Consider the following 16,777-nt stretch of genomic DNA (forward strand, 5'->3'; position numbering starts at 1 on the left):
GCCGCTCGCGGACGCCCCGACGTAGCGAAGCTCGCATCGCTCGACCCCGCGCCGCCCCGTCAGGCGACCGTGCGGAGCAGGGCGAGACCGATCGCGCCGATCGCGACCGCCCACAGCAGGGAGGCGAAGGTGCCCACGAGGAACCGCTCGGAGGCGCCCTCGTGGGAGCGCAGCTCGGGATACCGACCGAGGCCCTTGAGCGCGACGACGACAGCGATCATCTCGGGGTGATCGGCGAGCACGCAGGCGGTCACGGCGACCCTCTCGAGCAGTCCGATCCAGAGTCCTCCGCGCAGCAGCTCCGGGGTGCTCCACTCCTTCGCCGGATGCGCGGGCGCCTCGAGGACAGGGACCTCGCCCGGTCGGCGCGCGGCCGGGCGTGCGCGCCGGGGCGAGCGCGAGAGACGCAGCACGAACGAGGACAGCGGCCAGCCGCCGAGCGAGGCGAGCAGCAGGGCGAGCACGATCACCGCGAGCTCGGGCAGGTGGGTGAGCATGTCCTGGATCATGGCAGATGGCCCGGACGGTCCATCGAGCGGTCCGACGTGAGGTCGAGCATCGCGAGCAGGCGCCGCACCAGCGGGTGCACGGCCTGCTCCTCGCGCCAGCCGCTCGTGGTGAAGGCCCGGGAGACGGTCTGCTGGGTCACCTCGAGGCGCTCCGCGATCTGCGCCTGCGTGGCCGACGGGTCCTCGCGCATCGCGTGGACCACGCGCCACTGCCCGGGCTTGCGGGAGGTGACCTCGCGTCCGACCAGACGCAGCAGCGCCTGAAGCTCCTCGGTCTGCTCCCGCTGACGGGGATCGGCGGTGCGCACGCTCACGGGGATCGAGCTGGTGCGCCGCGCGCTCTCCACCGCCCGGCGCGCGGCGATGAAGGCGTCTCCGCGCCCTTCGCGCACGGAGGCCGGCAGCGGGAGCTCGACGGGTCCGATGCCCACTCCCACGCTCCAGCCGCCGAGCTCGAGCATGCGCAGCACGCAGGCGAGCACCGGGTCGGCCGAGTCGGCGAGCATCTGCACCTCGTCGCCCGCCGTCCGCTCGGGACGCAGACGGAGGGGCACGTCGTGCAGGGCAGCGATCAGCTCGGGCACGCGATCGGTGGTGCGCCGGCTGTCGTGCTGGTCGACGGTGAGGACGAACATGACCGCGAGTCTAGCCGCACCACGCATGAAAGACTCGATGACGCGGCATACAGCCGTGTTCTGCTGTCAGGCGAGCTCGATGAGCTCCTCGTAGCTCTGGTTCCACAGGTCCTCGACCGCGTCGGGCATCACCAGCACGCGCTCGGGCGAGAGCGCGCGGACGGCGCCCGGGTCGTGGGAGACCAGGATGACGGCGCCCTCGAAGGCCGCGAGCGCGCCGAGGATCTCCTCGCGGCTCGCGGGGTCGAGGTTGTTCGTCGGCTCGTCCAGGAGCAGCACGTTCGCGCTCGACACCACGAGCGTGGCCAGGGCGAGCCTGGTCTTCTCCCCGCCCGAGAGCACGCCCGCTGGCTTGTGCACGTCGTCCCCGCTGAACAGGAACGAGCCGAGGATCTTGCGGGCCTCGACCTCGGGCAGCTCGATGGCGGCCGTCATCATGTTCTCGAGCACCGTGCGGTCCGGGTCGAGCGTCTCGTGCTCCTGCGCGTAGTAGCCGACGCGCAGGCCGTGGCCCGGGATGATGCGGCCGGTGTCGGACTCGTCGACGCCGGCGAGCACCCGCAGCAGCGTGGTCTTGCCCGCGCCGTTCAGCCCCAGGACGACGACGCGGCTGCCGCGGTCGATCGCGAGATCGACCCCGGTGAAGATCTCCAGGCTCCCGTAGGACTTGGAGAGGTCCTCCGCCATCAGCGGGGTCTTCCCGCAGGAGGCCGGCTTCGGGAAGCGCAGCGAGGCGACGCGGTCCTGCTGACGCTCCCCCTCGACGCCGTCGAGCATGCGCTCGGCGCGCCGCAGCATGTTCTGGGCGGCGACGGCCTTGGTGGCCTTCGCGCGCATCTTCTCCGCCTGCGCGGTGAGCTGGGTGGCCTTCTTCTCCGCGTTCTGCCGCTCGCGCCGGCGCCGCTTCTCGTCGTCCTCGCGCTGACGCAGGTAGAGCTTCCAGCCCATGTTGTAGATGTCGATCGCGCCGCGGTTCGCGTCGAGGTAGAAGACCTTGTTCACGACCTGCTCGACGAGCTGCACGTCGTGGCTGATGACGATCAGCCCGCCCTTGTAGGTCATGAGGTAGTCGCGCAGCCAGATGATCGAGTCGGCGTCGAGGTGGTTCGTCGGCTCGTCGAGGATCATCGTGTCCGCCTGGGAGAACAGGATCCTCGCGAGCTCGACGCGACGGCGCTGGCCGCCCGAGAGCGTGCCGAGGCCCTGCTCGAGCAGGCGGTCCGGGAGGCCCAGGTTCGCCGCCATCCGGCGGGCCTCGGACTCCGCGGCGTAACCGCCGCGCGAGGTGAGCTCGGCGTCGATCCGCACGTAGCGATCCATGGCCTTCTCGCGCTTGGCGTCGGAGATGGTCATGTCGGCCATGTCGAGCTCGGCCCGGTGGAGGCGCTGCATGATGTCGTCGAGGCCGCGGGCGGAGAGGATGCGGGCGATCACCAGCTGATCGGGATCGCCGGTGTGGGTGTCCTGCGGCAGGTAGCCGAGCTCCCCGCTCACCTCGACGCGCCCCTCGGTGGGCTGCATGGTGCCGGAGAGGACCTTGGTGAGGGTGGTCTTGCCGGCGCCGTTGCGGCCGACGAGACCGATGCGGTCGCCCGCGGTCACCTGGAAGGACACTCCGCTCATGAGCAGCCGCGCTCCCATGCGGATCTCGAGGTCGGAGACGGTGATCACGGAAGGGCTCCTCGCGCAGTGGACGGGACCCCGCTCCGGGGCCCGGTCCACCCTAGATCCTCACCTGCCGAGGACGCCCCCGAACACCGCTCCCGTGTGCTGTGATGTGGTGAGGAGGACATCGAGGTCCTCCGGTCCGCGGGGCGCGCCGCCGGGGGCCGCAGATCGCGTCGTCGAAGGAGCGAGCATGATCATCGGGGTCCCCCGCGAGATCAAGAACAACGAGTACCGGGTGGGGCTGACCGCCGCCGGCGTCCACGAGCTCACCCACGCCGGGCACGAGGTGCTCGTGGAGGCCTCCGCGGGCCTCGGCGCCGGCGTGCGCGACGAGGACTTCGCGGAGGCCGGCGCGAGGATCGTGCCCGACGCCGCCGACGTGTGGGGCGGGGCCGAGATGGTCGTGAAGGTCAAGGAGCCCCTGCCGAGCGAGCAGGCGCTGCTGCGCGCGGGGCAGATCCTGTTCACCTACCTCCACCTCGCCGCCGACGAGTCCCTCACCCGCGCGGTCCTCGACTCCGGGACCACGGCCATCGCCTACGAGACGGTGCAGAGGGCCGACCGCTCGCTGCCGCTGCTCGCGCCGATGAGCGCGATCGCCGGGCGGCTCGCGACCCAGGTCGCGGCCTACCACCTCATAAAGCCGCTGGGCGGTTCGGGGGTGCTGATGGGCGGCGTGCCCGGCACGAGCGAGGCGAAGGTCCTCGTGATCGGCGGCGGCGTCGTGGGCGAGCAGGCCGCGGTGATGGCGAACGGCCTCCATGCCGACGTCACCGTGATGGACGTGAACCTCGCGCGGCTCCAGGAGATCGCGACCGTCCACTCCGGCGCCATCCTCACCCGCTACTCCACGCGCCTGGACCTCTCCGAGATGATCCGGCAGGCCGACGTGGTGATCGGCTCCGTCCTGATCCCGGGCAGGCGCGCCCCCAAGCTCGTGACCGACGAGATGGTGAGCACGATGAAGCCCGGCTCGGTGCTCGTGGACGTCGCGATCGACCAGGGCGGCTGCTTCGAGGGCTCCCACGCCACCACGCACGACGCACCCACGTTCCGCGTGCACGACACGAACTTCTACTGCGTGGCGAACATGCCCGGCAGCGTTCCGGTCACGGCGACCGCGGCGCTCACGCACGCGACGCTCCCCTACGTGATGCGCATCGCCGGCTCCGGATGGCGCGACGCGCTGCGCGCGGACGCCGCGCTCGCCAAGGGGCTCAACGCCCACGCCGGGACGCTCACCAACACCGGGGTCGGCGAGGCCCACGGGATCGACGCGGTCGAGCCGGCCGTCGTGCTGGGCTGAGGGCGGGGCGACCGCGCGGCGTTCGCGCACGCGGTCACGGGGCGGCGCGATGTCGACGTGCTCCGAGACGTACGTGCCAGACCGGTCGCCGCCCGCTCACCGACCCCCGAACCACGAACAGTGCTGCGCAATGGTCGTTATGAGGCTCCATAACGACGATTGCGCAGCACTGTTCGGTGCATGGCCCTCACCGGCACCGCTCACGTGCGGTCGCGCGAGTGGTCTCAGCGAGAGCCTGGCCGGGAGTGGGCGCCTGGCACGGGATGCCGGAGGGCCCGCCGCGGAACGGGGCGGACGCCCGAAGCCCGGCCGTCAGAGGTTGAAGCCGATGGCCCTCAGCTGCTCGCGACCGTCCTCGGTGATCATCTCCATGCCCCACGGCGGCATCCACACCCAGTTGATGCGGTGCGTCTCGCAGATGGGGTCGAGCGCCGCGAACGTCTGCTCCTCGAGCACGTCGGTGAGCGGGCACGCGGCGGAGGTCAGCGTCATGTCGACCACGGCGTTGCCCTGGTCCACGGTGATGCCGTAGACGAGGCCGAGGTCCACGACGTTGATCCCGAGCTCGGGGTCGATGACGTCCTTGAGGGACTCGCGCACCTCCTCCTCGCTCACGAAGGTCGAGGGCTCGCCCTCCGTCACGGCGGCGCCGTCCGATGCGGGCGCCCCATCGGCCGGGGCTGCGCCGTCGGCCGGAGCTGCGCCGTCGGCCGGGACCGCGCCCTCGGCCGGGACCTGGGCGTCCGCTCCGTCGTTCGCCGGGGCGGTCACTTGGCACCCGTGAGGAAGCGCTCGTAGCCCTCGGCCTCGAGGCGCTCGGCGAGCTCGGGGCCGCCCTGCTCGGCGACCTGGCCGTTGACGAACACGTGCACGAAGTCGGGCTTGATGTAGTTGAGGATGCGCGTGTAGTGGGTGATCAGCATGACGCCCACGTCGGTGGTGTCCTTGGCGCGGTTCACGCCCTCGGAGACCACGCGCAGCGCGTCGACGTCGAGGCCGGAGTCGGTCTCGTCGAGGATCGCCATGGACGGCTTCAGCAGCTCCATCTGGAGGATCTCGTGGCGCTTCTTCTCGCCGCCGGAGAAGCCCTCGTTGACGTTGCGCTCGGCGAAGACGGGATCCATCTTCAGGTTGTCCATCGCGCCGCGCACGTCCTTGACCCAGGTGCGCAGGGCCGGGGCCTCGCCGTCGATCGCGGTCTTGGCGGTGCGCAGGAAGTTCGAGACGGTGACGCCGGGGACCTCGACCGGGTACTGCATGGCCAGGAACAGGCCGGCGCGGGCGCGCTCGTCGACGCTCATCGCGAGGACGTCCTCGCCGTCGAGCGTCACGGTGCCCGAGGTGATCTCGTACTTGGGGTGGCCGGCGATCGAGTAGGCGAGCGTGGACTTGCCGGAGCCGTTGGGGCCCATGATCGCGTGGGTCTCGCCGCTGCGGATGGTGAGGTCGACGCCCTTGAGGATCTCCTTGGTGCCCTCAGGGGTCTCGACGGTGGCGTGCAGATCGCGGATCTCGAGGATCGACATGGTGGGTGGTCTCCTTCGGAAGTGACAGGACGTTCGGTGCGTCGGGAGGACGGCCGCTCAGCCCGCGGACCCGGTGAGCGCGTGCTCGGGGTCGACGGCGATCTGGCCGTCCGCGTCGACGCGGACGGGATAGACGGGGACGGGACGGACGGCGGGCAGCTGGAGGGGGCGTCCGGTCACCAGGTCGAACTGGCTCCCGTGCTTCCAGCACTCCAGCGTGCATCCCTCGACGTCGCCGTCGGACAGCGCGACGTCGTCGTGGGAGCAGATGTCCGCGAGGGCGTGCACTCCCCCGTCCTCGTCGCGCACCAGGGCGATCTCGAGGCCGGAGACCTCGAGGCCCAGGGCTTCGCCGGGGGCGAGGTCCGTGAGGCGCGCGACGGGGACGAAGGAGTCGCTCATCAGTTCATGCTCCGCTGCAGCTCCGCCTCGATCGAGTCGGTGAGGGCCTCGCGGATCTCGGGGACGTCGATCTGCTGGATCAGCTCGGCGAAGAAGCCGCGGACGACGAGCCTGCGGGCCTCAAGCTCGGGGATGCCGCGGGCGCGCAGGTAGAACAGCTGCTCGTCGTCGAAGCGACCGGTGGCGGCGGCGTGGCCGGCGCCCTCGATCTCCCCGGTCTCGATCTCGAGGTTCGGCACCGAGTCGGCGCGGGCGCCCTCGGTGAGCACGAGGTTGCGGTTGAGCTCGTAGGTGCTGGTGCCCTCGGCCTCCTTGCGGATGAGCACGTCGCCCACCCAGACCGAGCGCGCGCCCTTGCCCTGCAGCGCGCCCTTGTAGGCCGAGTTCGAGGTGCACTTCGGGGCCGCGTGGTCCACGAAGATGCGGTGCTCGAGGAACTGGCCCTCGTCGGAGAAGTACAGGCCCAGCTTCTCGAGCTCCGAGCCGGGGGCGCTGAACTCGCCGATCGCGTTGATGCGCACCGCCCGGCCGCCGAGGGTCACCACGATGTGCTTCAGACGCGCATCGCGTCCCAGGCGCGAGTGGTGGGCCGAGATGTGCAGCGCGTCGTCGTCCCAGTTCTGCAGGGAGATCACGGTCATCTGCGAGTTGTCGCCGACGATCATCTCGACGTTCTCGGCGAACCGCGCGCTGCCCGTGTGGTCCAGCACGAAGGTCGCGACGGACGACTCCTCGGTCTCCAGCACCACGTGGGCGTTGCCGCGGCGCTCGGCGCCGCGTCCGGCGATCGCCACGCGGAACGGGTCGGAGAGCTCGGCGCCGCGGGGAGCGCGCAGGTGCAGCGCCTGCTCGGTGCGGGCCGAGGCCACCGCGGAGACGATGTCCTCGGGCACGAGCGCGGTGCCGCGCGGGCTCTGGCCCGGGGCGAGAGTCGAGGCCTCGGGCGCACCCTCGGGGACGCCGACCTCGTAGGCGACGGCCGGATCGCCCTCGAGGTCCTCGGTGGGCAGGTCCTCGAACAGCGGGGAGAGCACACGCAGCGGCGTGAAGCGCCACTCCTCGTCCTTGGACGTCGGCCGGGAGAAGTCCGCGACCTCGAAGGAGCGCACCCGGTTCGCGCGGGTGGCGTGCGAATCCTCTCCGGAGGCCGGGGAGCCGGGCAGTGCGATGCCCTCGTCCTCGAGCTCCGCCCGGACGGTGCGCCCGGCCTCGCCGCGGTCCTCGTCCTCGACGAGCACGTCCTGAGCGGCGACAGGCGCGGCGCCCGCGGCGCCGCCGACCGCCTCGTTGGCCTGCTCGTCCCCCGAGCTCTCGGGACCCTTCACATCGGTCGTCGTCATCAGCCGACGGCTCCTTCCATCTGCAGTTCGATCAGGCGGTTCAGCTCGAGCGCGTACTCCATGGGCAGCTCGCGCGCGATGGGCTCGATGAACCCGCGCACGATCATCGCCATCGCCTCGGTCTCCTCCATGCCGCGGCTCATCAGGTAGAAGAGCTGCTCCTCGGAGACCTTGGAGACGGTGGCCTCATGGCCCATCTGCACGTCGTCGACGCGCACGTCGACGTAGGGGTAGGTGTCGGTGCGGGAGATCGTGTCCACCAGCAGGGCATCGCACAGCACGGTCGAGGCGCTGTGCTCGGCGCCCGGCATCACCTGCACGAGCCCGCGGTAGCTCGAGCGGCCGCCGCCGCGCGAGACCGACTTCGAGACGATCGAGCTCGAGGTGTGCGGCGCCATGTGCACCATCTTCGAGCCGGTGTCCTGGTGCTGGTTCTCGCCCGCGAAGGCGATCGACAGGGTCTCGCCGCGGGCGTGCTCGCCCATCAGCCACACCGCGGGGTACTTCATGGTGACCTTGGAGCCGATGTTGCCGTCGACCCACTCCATGGTCCCGCCCTCTTCGACGGTGGTGCGCTTGGTGACGAGGTTGTACACGTTGTTCGACCAGTTCTGGATGGTCGTGTAGCGCACGCGGGCGTTCTTCTTCACGACGATCTCGACGACGGCGCTGTGCAGCGAGTCGGTCTGGTAGATCGGCGCGGTGCAGCCCTCGACGTAGTGCACGTACGAGCCCTCGTCGGCGATGATCAGGGTGCGCTCGAACTGGCCCATGTTCTCGGTGTTGATCCGGAAGTAGGCCTGGAGCGGGATCTCCACGTGCACGCCCGGCGGGACGTAGACGAAGGAGCCGCCGGACCACACCGCGGTGTTCAGGGCGGAGAACTTGTTGTCACCGGCGGGGATGACGGTGCCGAAGTACTCCTCGAAGAGCTCCGGGTGCTCCTTCAGGCCGGTGTCGGTGTCCATGAAGATGACGCCCTGGGCCTCGAGGTCCTCGCGGATCTGGTGGTAGACGACCTCGGACTCGTACTGGGCGGCGACGCCGGCCACGAGGCGCTGCTTCTCGGCCTCGGGGATGCCCAGGCGGTCGTAGGTCTCCTTGATGTCGTCCGGGAGGTCGTCCCAGGACGCGGCCTGCTTCTCCGTCGAGCGGACGAAGTACTTGATGTTCTCGAAGTCGATCCCGGAGAGGTCGGCGCCCCACTGGGGCATCGGCTTCTTGTCGAACAGGCGCAGGCCCTTCAGGCGGCGCTCGAGCATCCACTCGGGCTCGCTCTTCTTCGCGGAGATGTCGCGCACGACCTCCTCGTTCAGCCCGCGGCGGGCCGAGGCGCCGGCGGCGTCCTCGTCGTGCCAGCCGAAGGCGTAGTTGCCGATGGACGAGATGATCTCGTCCTGGCTCATCTGCTGCTCGGGTGCACTCGTCATCGTGGTGTGTTTCCCTCCGTGAGCGGAATGTGGGTCGTGCAGGCGTGGGCGCCGCCTGCCAGTGTCGCGAGTCTCTGGACGGGCGCTCCCGCCATCCGGCCGATGGCCGTGGTCTCCGCCTCGCACAGCTCGGGGTGGCGAGCGGCGACGTCCTGGATCGGGCAGTGGCCCTGGACCAGCTGGGCGGTCTCCACCGTACGCGGCCTGCCGGACGTGCCGGAGGCCGGGATGGTCACGGTCACGGGGCGCACCGTGGCGGCGTAGCCGCGCTCGGTGAGGATGTCGGCGAGGATCTCGACGCGGCGCGCGCGGGAGACCTCCTCGCCCGCCTCCTCGAGCTCGTCGACGCGGGCGGAGAGGTCCTCCTCCCAGGGGGCGACGCGTGCGCAGGCGAGATGCGTGAGCGCCTCTCCCCCGCCGCGGCGGGCGAGCTCGTCGAGCGCGAGCATCGCCAGATCGTCGTACTCGCTCCCGAGGTCCTCGTGCGCGGAGGCCGAGAGCACGAAGCTCTTGGAGGGGCGTCCGCGCCCGCGCTGGTGCACGGGGACGTCGTGCTCCTCGATCACGCCGTCGGCCTCGAGGGCGGAGAGATGCCGACGAACGGCTGCGCTGGTGAGGCCGAACATCTCGGCGAGGGCTCGGGCCGAGATCGGGCCGTGGGCGGAGATCGCATCGATGAGCCGCTCGCGGGTGTCCCGGTGCTCGGCCCGATCGTGCTGCTCGGTGTCGTCCGGGTGACCGGTCCGGTCCTGGTGCTCGGCCTGGTCCTGGTGGTCGGGCTGTTCTCGAGTTCCGTGCGGCGCGGCGGAGTCGCGCTGCTGCGCCGCTGCGTGCGCTGCCATCGGATGCCCTCCTTCCCTTGCGGGGTCGACGCGGGCGACGCCGACATGCCCGATTTTACAACCCGAACGTTGCGAAAAGGCAGGGGGCATCGAAGGGCCGACGTGCGTCTGCCCACGTTAGGGAAGGCTCACCGCAGGTCGGCGGCGCGGCAGCGCATCGAGGCGCACCGGCGATCCGACCCGACGATCGGCGCCGCAACCCTTGTCGCATCGCCCCTGCGCCCCGCGCCCCGCACCCCGTGCACATAGTTCATCCTTCAACTATCATGGTCGGTGTCCGGGAGACGCCCCGGACCGTCACGGAGGAGGAGACATGGAGATGGAGAAGGACCCCCACGACCAGACCGGCTCGTACGTCCACGCGGGCGAGGCCTTCGATCGCGACATGAACTACATCCCCGACCGCATCACGTCCGACGGGTCGAGCCCGTGGCCCGTCGAGGCGGGCCGCTACCGCCTCGCCGTCTCGCGCGCCTGCCCCTGGGCCAACCGCACGATCATCTCGCGCCGCCTGCTGGGCCTCGAGGACGCGATCTCGATGGCGATCGCCGGCCCCACGCACGACAAGCGCTCGTGGACCTTCGACCTCGACCCGGGCGGCAAGGATCCGGTGCTGGGCATCGAGCGCCTCCAGCAGGCCTACTTCGCCCGGTACCCCGACTACCCGCGCGGCATCACCGTGCCCGCGATGGTGGACGTCCCCACCGGCGGCGTGGTCACCAACGACTTCAACCGGATCACCCTGGACTTCGCGACCCAGTGGACGGACTTCCACCGCGAGGGCGCGCCCGACCTCTACCCCGAGGGGCAGCGCGGGGAGATCGACGAGCTCAACCACTGGGTGCTGCACCACGTGAACAACGGCGTGTACAAGACCGGGTTCGCCGGCTCGCAGGAGACCTACGAGAAGGCGTACACGGACCTCTGGGAGAGCCTCGACGCGCTCGAGGACCGGCTCTCCCGCTCGCGCTATCTCATGGGCCCCGCGATCACCGAGGCCGACGTGCGCCTGTTCCCGACCCTGGTGCGCTTCGATCCCGTCTACCACTCGCACTTCAAGGCGAACCGTCAGCCGCTCGCGAGCATGCCCAACCTCTGGAACTACACGAAGGACCTGTTCCAGACGCCGGGCTTCGGCGACACCGTCGACTTCCAGCACATCAAGGAGCACTACTACGTGGTGCAGACCGATCTGAACCCCACGCAGATCGTGCCGCTGGGACCGGACACCTCGATCTTCCTCGAGCCCCACGACCGCGACCGCTTCGACACCGACACCTGGGGCCCCGGCGGCACGGCGCCGCTGCCTCCGAAGGCCGACGAGGTCGTCGATCCCGCGCACACTCCCCTGCATCCGACGGGTCGCTGAGGCTCCCCGACGTCCCGGGGGCCGAGAGGTCCGGCCCGTGGGATGAGGTCGGGCCCGTTGGATGAGGTCGGGCCCGTCGGATGAGGCCGGGCCCAATGGATGGAGCCGGGTCACAGGTGCAGGGACCTCCCGGGAGCGGGGGCCTAGCATGGTCGGCGTCATGAACGACCACTCCCCCGCTCTCGAGGCCCAGGGCCTCACGCGCAGCTTCGGCTCCGTGCGCGCCCTGGACGGCGTCGAGTTCTGCGCGCGCCACGGCGAGGTCACCGCACTGCTCGGTCCCAACGGCGCCGGCAAGACCACCACCATCGGCTGCGCGACCGGTCTGCTGCATCCCGACGCCGGCACCGTGCGCGTGCTCGGCGAGGACCCGTGGCGCGCGGGCGCCGAGCTGCGGGCGCGGGTGGGCGTGATGATCCAGGACGGCGGGCTCGCCTCCGGCGCGACCGCCCTGCAGCTGCTGCGCTACGGCGCGGAGCTCTACGCCGACCCGCTCGCGGTCGACGAGGTCGCCGAGCACCTGGGCATCACCGAGTTCGGCGGCACGCTCGTGCGGCGTCTCTCCGGCGGGCAGCGCCAGCGCCTCGCCCTGGCGCTCGCGATCATCGGCCGCCCCGAGCTGGTGTTCCTCGACGAGCCGACGGCCGGCATGGACCCGGCGATCCGCCGCACCGTGCGCGACCTGATCAGGGCGCTCGCCCGCACCGGCACCGCGGTCCTCCTCACCACGCACCTCATGGACGACGTCGAGGGGCTCGCCGACCAGGTCGTCGTCATCTCCGACGGACGCACCGTCGCCGCCGGGACCGTCGACGAGGTGATCGCCGCCCACCGCGCCCCCGACGCGACGCTCACGCTCAGCGCCCGCGCCCGCGGCATCGACCCCTCGATGGCCGACGTCCTCGCGAAGGATCTGCGCGAGACGGCCGCCCGACACGGCGCCGAGCTCGAGATCACGACCGGCGGCGCCGCCGACCTCGAGAGCGTCCTGCTGGATCTCATCGACGAGCGAGAAGCGCAGGAGCACGCCCGATGACCACGGTCCCCGCCACCGAGCACCGCGCGGCGCCCGCGCCGAGAACTCGCCGCATCCTCGCCCACGCCGGGCTCGAGGCCCGCATCCTGCTGACCAACGGCGAGCAGCTCATGGTCGCGATCCTCATGCCCGCGCTCGTGCTGCTCGCACTGCGCTTCGTGCCCGTCGGCCGCGTCGACGGCCTCGCCTCGATCGACACCGCGGTCGCCGCCACCGCCGCGACCGCCCTGATCTCCACCTCCTTCACCTCGCAGGCCATCCAGACCGGCTTCGACCGCCGCGGCGGGGTGCTGCGCTGGATCGCGACCACGCCGCTGGGCCGTGACGGCTACCTCGCCGGCAAGATCCTCGCGACGCTCTGCGTGCACGTGCTGCAGGTCGTGGTGCTGGGCGTGATCGCGCTGATCCTGGGGTGGAGGCCCCATCCGGTCGGGCTGCTCGAGGCCGTCCCGATCTGGCTCGTGGGCACCATCGCCTTCGGGGCCCTCGGCCTGCTGGTCGCCGGCACGCTGCGCACCGAGGCCGTCCTCGCCGTCTCCAACGTCCTGTTCGTGCTGTTCGTGGCCGTGGGCGGTGTCGCGATCCCCTCGGCCGCCTACCCGCGCATGCTCGGCGGCCTCGTCGACCTGCTGCCCTCCGGGGCGCTCGGCGAGCTGCTGCGCGCCGTCCTGGCGGGCGGGCATTTCCCCGTCGGCTCGCTCGTGGTGCTCGTGCTCTGGGCGGTCGCGGCGTCCCTCGCCGTGGCCCGCTGGTTCCGCTGGACCTCCGCGTGAGCACCCGAGTGAGCAGCCCCGACCAGGTGCCGATCGCGCCTGCGATCACCGCCCCCTCATCGCCCCGTCGTCCCTTCCCACTCGCGAGGACCGCCCCATGACCACCGCCCCCGTCGCGTCCGGCTCCGCCCGCCCCGGCACCGTCTCCGCCTCCCTCGCCGCGCTCGCGCCGTGGAAGCGCCGACTCGTGCAGGTGGTCTTCTGGGGGAACCTCATCTGCCAGATGGGCATCATCGTCACCGGCGGCGTGGTGCGGCTGACGAAGTCCGGACTGGGGTGCACCACGTGGCCCAGCTGCGAGCCCGGCCAGTTCACGCCCCGCTACTCGCCGGACATGGGCATCCGCCCGTTCATCGAGTTCGGCAACCGCACGCTCACCGGGGTGCTCGGCATCTTCGCGATCGCGCTGCTCGTGGTCGCGCTGCTGTGGCTGCGCCGGAAGGGCACCTCCTTCATCGTGCTCTCGATCCTCCCGCTCGTCGGCACCGCGGCGCAGGCGATCGTCGGGATGGCGGTCGTGAAGCTCGACCTGCACCCGATCGCCGTCGCCCCGCACTTCCTCATCTCGATCGCCCTGGTGGTGGTCTCGGCGATCCTCGTGGTCCGGGTCCACGACGGCGACGGGCGGCTGCGCCGCGTGGTGCCGACCCCGCTCGTCGCGCTGTCCGCGGTGATGGCCGTCGTCGCCGCCGCCGTGCTGTTCCTGGGGACCCTCACCACGAACTCCGGGCCGCACTCGGGCGACATCGGCGCCACGCTGCGGCTGGGCCTGGACCCGCGCACCGTCTCCTGGCTGCACGCGGACTCGGTGATGCTGTTCTGCGGCCTGCTCGTCGGCCTGGTGCTGTGCCTGCACCTCATGAAGGCCCCGCGCCGCCCCCGTCGCACCGCCTGGCTCGTCGTCGCGGTCACCCTGCTGCAGGCCGTCATCGGCTACACGCAGTACTTCACCGGACTGCCCGAGGTACTCGTCGGCCTCCACATGACCGGTGCCGCGCTGTTCACCGCGGCCGTCACCGCGATCGTCTCGACCTGCTTCTCGTGGACCGACCTCGCCCCGTCCGCCGCCGACGTGCACGTGGTCGCCGGCGCGACGAGCCCGGCGACGTCGGCCGACGAGGAGGCGCGTCGCCGATGATCCTGCGTCGTCGCCGCCAGCGCCCCGCACCGGAGCGGCCCACGACCGCCGAGGCCGCCCCCGCCGGGCGGTTCGTCGCCGACGTCCTCTCGCACCTGCGCGAGACCGTGGCCGCCGGCGACTCCCTGCTGGACATCGACGCCGAGGCGCATCGGATGATCCGAGAGGCGGGCGCGACCAGCTGCTACCTCGACTACCATCCTCGGTTCGGGGCCTACCCCTTCGGCCGCGTCATGTGCACCTCGGTCAACGACACCGTGCTGCACGGCAGGCCGTACGAGCGCGTGCTCGAGGCCGGTGATCTGCTCTCCCTGGACTTCGCGGTGGAGCTCGAGGGCTGGGTCGCGGATTCGGCGCTGTCCTTCGTGGTCGGACCGCGGAGCGCCGCCGACCCGGCGGACCTCGCCCTCATCCCCGACGTCGAGACGACCATGTGGGCGGGTATCGCGGAGGTCCGCGCGGGCGCGCACGTGGGCGACATCGGCCGTGCCGTCGAGGACGCCGCGCAGCGCCTGGGCCACGTGATCAACCACGAGTTCGGCGGGCACGGCGTGGGACGCACGATGCACGAGGCGCCCTTCGTCCCGAACCACGGCACGGCCGGGACGGGACCGGTGCTCGAGGCGGGCATGCTGCTCACGGTCGAGCCGTTCCTCATGCACTCGACCGACGCCGTGCACATCACGGACCGGGACGGGTGGTCGGTCATGTCCGACGACGGCTCGCGAGGCGCGCACGCCGAGCACACCCTGCAGGTCACCGACGGCGAGCCGATCGTGCTCACCGCTCGTGAGGGCGAGGACCTTCCCGTGGGGGTCGCGCCGCCGCGGTGACGTCCGCGCGCGCGGCACGTCCGCGCATGCGGTGAGCGGGGATCGTCCCGCCCGACACCCGGCGTCCCGCTCAGACCCGGAGCGGGCGTGCCACCTCAAGCTCGCCGTGCTCGATCAACCAGCGCACGGACTCGAGGATCGCCTGCTCGGGCTCGTAGGCAGAGGCATAGCCGAGCACGGACTTCGGCTTGTCGATGCTGAGGTAGTGGCTGCGGTGGAGGTGGTCCCAGCTGTGCTGGGCGAAGGCCTCGGTGGTCTCGCTGCGGTACTGCTCCCAGGTGATCGGCTCGATCTCGCCCGGCCGACCGAACCAGCCGCCGGCGATCCCGGTGTAGCCGCGGACGGTCAGCGCGGACGGGGCCACGGCGTGGAAGTCCTCGCCGGCCGCCGCCTCGCGGTTCTCCACCGCGAGCTGGAACAGCTGCGCGACGTCGTCGGCGTGGACGTGGTGCATCGTGTCGCCGCCCTGGCTGGGCACCCGCAGCGGCGTGCCGGAGGAGATGCGGTGCCACGCGCTCACGTCGGTGTTGCCGAGGGGGTTGATGGGCAGCCAGCCCGGGCCCACGATGTGCCCCGGATGGATCGACGTGGTCGTGAGGCCACCCGGCGAGGCGGACTCGGCGATGAGCATCCGGGCGATGGCGTCCTTCTGGCGGCCGTACTCGTCGATCGCCTCGGTCCCGCCGCCCTCGTGGATGGGGTACTTGACCGTCGGGCCGTAGCGGAAGAGCGAGCCGCAGTGGAGGAGATGACCGACCTCGCCCCGCAGCGCGTCCACGAGCGCGGTGGCGGACTCGATGGTGAAGCAGAGCAGGTCGATGACGACGTCCGGGCGCTGCGCCAGGACGGTCCGTCCGAAGGTCCCGTCAGTGTCCTGCTCCTCGCGGTCGACGGCGACGTGCGTGACCTCCTCCCACTCGGGGGACGCCGCGTACCGCGTGCGCCCGGACCGGGTCATGCTGACGACGTCGTGGCCGGCGCGCACGAGGCGCGGGACCAGGAACGTGCCGATGTGCCCGGATCCGCCGATGACGACGATCTTCATGTGCTCTCTCCTTGTTCAGGGTCGGGCGCGGCCGGTTGGCCGAGGAGCGCCCGGATGGTTCCGGTCAGGGGGATCAGGGGCGGCGCTCGGCGGCGAGACTGCCGAGGATCGCGAGCTTCTCGTCGGCCTCGGTGCCGGGCTCGGCGCTGTAGGTGACGAGCCGATGCGTTGAGTCGCCGGGCGTTTCCAGCACCTCGAAGGCCAGGTCGAGACGACCGACGTCCGGATGGACGAACCGCTTCGTGCCGGTGCGGTGCTCGTGCACGTCGAGCCGGGCCCAGTCCTCGCGGAACAGCGGGCTGAGCGTCGTCAGCTCCCCGATGAACTCGGTCAGACCCTTGTCCCGCGGGTCCCTGCCCGCTTCCCGGCGCAGGATCGCCGCCCCTGTGCGCCGCGCCAGCGGCCAGTCGACGTAGAAGTCCCGGGCGCGCGGGTCGAGGTAGTTGAACCGCGCGAAGTTCGGCTCCTGCGCCTCGAAGACGGGCGAGAACAGTGCACGGGCCAGGTCGTTGGCCGCGACCAGGTCAAGACGCGGTGTCTGGACGATCGCCGGGACGCCCATGCTCTCGACGAGGCGGCGCAGGGACGCCCGGACCTCGGCGGTCCCGTGCACTTCGGACCGCGACGGGGACGTCGAGGCCTGCCGTGCGAGGTCGAGAAGATGCTCGCGCTCGATGTTCGTGAGGCGAAGGGCCCTCGCGACCGCGTCGAGGACGCTCTCCGATGCGCCGCCGAGCTCGCCGCGCTCGAGCCGCTTGTAATACCCGACACTGACGCCGGCCAGCTCTGCGACCTCCTCGCGCCGCAGCCCTGGGACCCGCCGCTCGTCTCCGTGGTCGTGCACGCCGGCTTCGGCGGGCGTGATCTGGGCGCGGCGGGAGACTAGGAACGCTCGCGCTTCGTCCTTCGAGGTCATGCCACAACG

17 protein-coding genes are annotated in these 16,777 nt (G+C 71.3%); 6 read left to right on the top strand and 11 right to left on the bottom strand.

The genetic code is table 11. The features are described from left to right. Nucleotides 1–59: 59 nt before the first annotated feature. The 3 genes from M4486_RS06205 to M4486_RS06215 all read right to left on the bottom strand — a co-directional run bounded on the left by M4486_RS06205 (nucleotide 60) and on the right by M4486_RS06215 (nucleotide 2,815). Nucleotides 60–497: a hypothetical protein gene (locus M4486_RS06205; RefSeq protein ID WP_249480287.1), complete on the bottom strand. Its 438-nt coding sequence runs from the start codon at nucleotides 495–497 to the stop codon at nucleotides 60–62. An 8-nt stretch (nucleotides 498–505) separates the two neighbouring features. Then, nucleotides 506–1,144, bottom strand: a complete 639-nt coding sequence (locus M4486_RS06210) for a MarR family transcriptional regulator (RefSeq protein ID WP_249480288.1) — start codon at nucleotides 1,142–1,144, stop codon at nucleotides 506–508. Between the two features lie 66 nt (nucleotides 1,145–1,210). Further along, entirely contained in the window at nucleotides 1,211–2,815 is a 1,605-nt protein-coding gene (locus M4486_RS06215; RefSeq protein ID WP_249480289.1) for an ABC-F family ATP-binding cassette domain-containing protein, read from the bottom strand. A 187-nt stretch (nucleotides 2,816–3,002) separates the two neighbouring features. On the opposite strand from M4486_RS06215, the gene ald reads away from it, so the two are divergent. Beyond that, complete coding sequence (gene ald / locus M4486_RS06220) at nucleotides 3,003–4,118, top strand: alanine dehydrogenase (RefSeq protein WP_249480290.1); 1,116 nt, start codon at nucleotides 3,003–3,005, stop codon at nucleotides 4,116–4,118. A gap of 312 nt (nucleotides 4,119–4,430) precedes the next feature. On the opposite strand, the gene M4486_RS06225 is transcribed toward ald, so the two are convergent. From M4486_RS06225 to M4486_RS06250, 6 genes are all read right to left on the bottom strand, one after another. Then, nucleotides 4,431–4,760: a metal-sulfur cluster assembly factor gene (locus M4486_RS06225; RefSeq protein ID WP_249481082.1), complete on the bottom strand. Its 330-nt coding sequence runs from the start codon at nucleotides 4,758–4,760 to the stop codon at nucleotides 4,431–4,433. Nucleotides 4,761–4,885: 125 nt separating this feature from the next. Further along, nucleotides 4,886–5,644, bottom strand: coding sequence for a Fe-S cluster assembly ATPase SufC (sufC, locus tag M4486_RS06230; protein ID WP_200500589.1), 759 nt, complete (start codon nucleotides 5,642–5,644; stop codon nucleotides 4,886–4,888). Nucleotides 5,645–5,701: 57 nt separating this feature from the next. After that, on the bottom strand, nucleotides 5,702–6,046 hold the full coding sequence (locus M4486_RS06235) for a non-heme iron oxygenase ferredoxin subunit (protein WP_152353072.1): 345 nt from the start codon (nucleotides 6,044–6,046) through the stop codon (nucleotides 5,702–5,704). Next, complete coding sequence (sufD, locus tag M4486_RS06240) at nucleotides 6,046–7,386, bottom strand: Fe-S cluster assembly protein SufD (RefSeq protein WP_249480291.1); 1,341 nt, start codon at nucleotides 7,384–7,386, stop codon at nucleotides 6,046–6,048. Before sufD ends, M4486_RS06235 begins: the two co-directional genes overlap by 1 nt. Next, a complete protein-coding gene (gene sufB, locus M4486_RS06245) occupies nucleotides 7,386–8,816 on the bottom strand; it encodes a Fe-S cluster assembly protein SufB (protein ID WP_200500587.1) in 1,431 nt (476 codons plus the stop codon). Before sufB ends, sufD begins: the two co-directional genes overlap by 1 nt. After that, complete coding sequence (locus M4486_RS06250; protein ID WP_249480292.1) at nucleotides 8,813–9,658, bottom strand: helix-turn-helix transcriptional regulator; 846 nt, start codon at nucleotides 9,656–9,658, stop codon at nucleotides 8,813–8,815. The genes sufB and M4486_RS06250 overlap by 4 nt, the downstream gene beginning before the upstream one ends. A 313-nt stretch (nucleotides 9,659–9,971) precedes the next feature. Between M4486_RS06250 and M4486_RS06255 the strand changes: the two genes are divergently transcribed. The 5 genes from M4486_RS06255 to map all read left to right on the top strand — a co-directional run bounded on the left by M4486_RS06255 (nucleotide 9,972) and on the right by map (nucleotide 14,807). After that, nucleotides 9,972–11,027: a glutathione S-transferase family protein gene (locus tag M4486_RS06255; RefSeq protein ID WP_249480293.1), complete on the top strand. Its 1,056-nt coding sequence runs from the start codon at nucleotides 9,972–9,974 to the stop codon at nucleotides 11,025–11,027. 160 nt (nucleotides 11,028–11,187) lie between these two features. Next, a complete protein-coding gene (locus M4486_RS06260) occupies nucleotides 11,188–12,063 on the top strand; it encodes an ABC transporter ATP-binding protein (protein ID WP_249480294.1) in 876 nt (291 codons plus the stop codon). Beyond that, a complete protein-coding gene (locus M4486_RS06265) occupies nucleotides 12,060–12,836 on the top strand; it encodes an ABC transporter permease (RefSeq protein WP_249480295.1) in 777 nt (258 codons plus the stop codon). Before M4486_RS06260 ends, M4486_RS06265 begins: the two co-directional genes overlap by 4 nt. 97 nt (nucleotides 12,837–12,933) lie before the next feature. Then, on the top strand, nucleotides 12,934–13,974 hold the full coding sequence (locus M4486_RS06270) for a COX15/CtaA family protein (RefSeq protein WP_249480296.1): 1,041 nt from the start codon (nucleotides 12,934–12,936) through the stop codon (nucleotides 13,972–13,974). Then, nucleotides 13,971–14,807 carry a type I methionyl aminopeptidase gene (map, locus tag M4486_RS06275; protein ID WP_249480297.1) on the top strand — a complete coding sequence of 279 codons (837 nt, stop codon included), beginning with the start codon at nucleotides 13,971–13,973 and terminating at the stop codon, nucleotides 14,805–14,807. Before M4486_RS06270 ends, map begins: the two co-directional genes overlap by 4 nt. Before the next feature lie 70 nt (nucleotides 14,808–14,877). Here the strand turns inward: map and M4486_RS06280 are convergent, their stop codons facing one another. After that, nucleotides 14,878–15,852: an NAD-dependent epimerase/dehydratase family protein gene (locus M4486_RS06280; RefSeq protein ID WP_249480298.1), complete on the bottom strand. Its 975-nt coding sequence runs from the start codon at nucleotides 15,850–15,852 to the stop codon at nucleotides 14,878–14,880. Nucleotides 15,853–15,925: 73 nt separating this feature from the next. Continuing rightward, on the bottom strand, nucleotides 15,926–16,768 hold the full coding sequence (locus M4486_RS06285) for a helix-turn-helix domain-containing protein (RefSeq protein ID WP_249480299.1): 843 nt from the start codon (nucleotides 16,766–16,768) through the stop codon (nucleotides 15,926–15,928). Between the last annotated feature and the right edge of the window lie 9 nt (nucleotides 16,769–16,777).

Source organism: Brachybacterium kimchii (assembly GCF_023373525.1).
Taxonomy (GTDB): Bacteria; Actinomycetota; Actinomycetes; order Actinomycetales; family Dermabacteraceae; genus Brachybacterium; species Brachybacterium kimchii.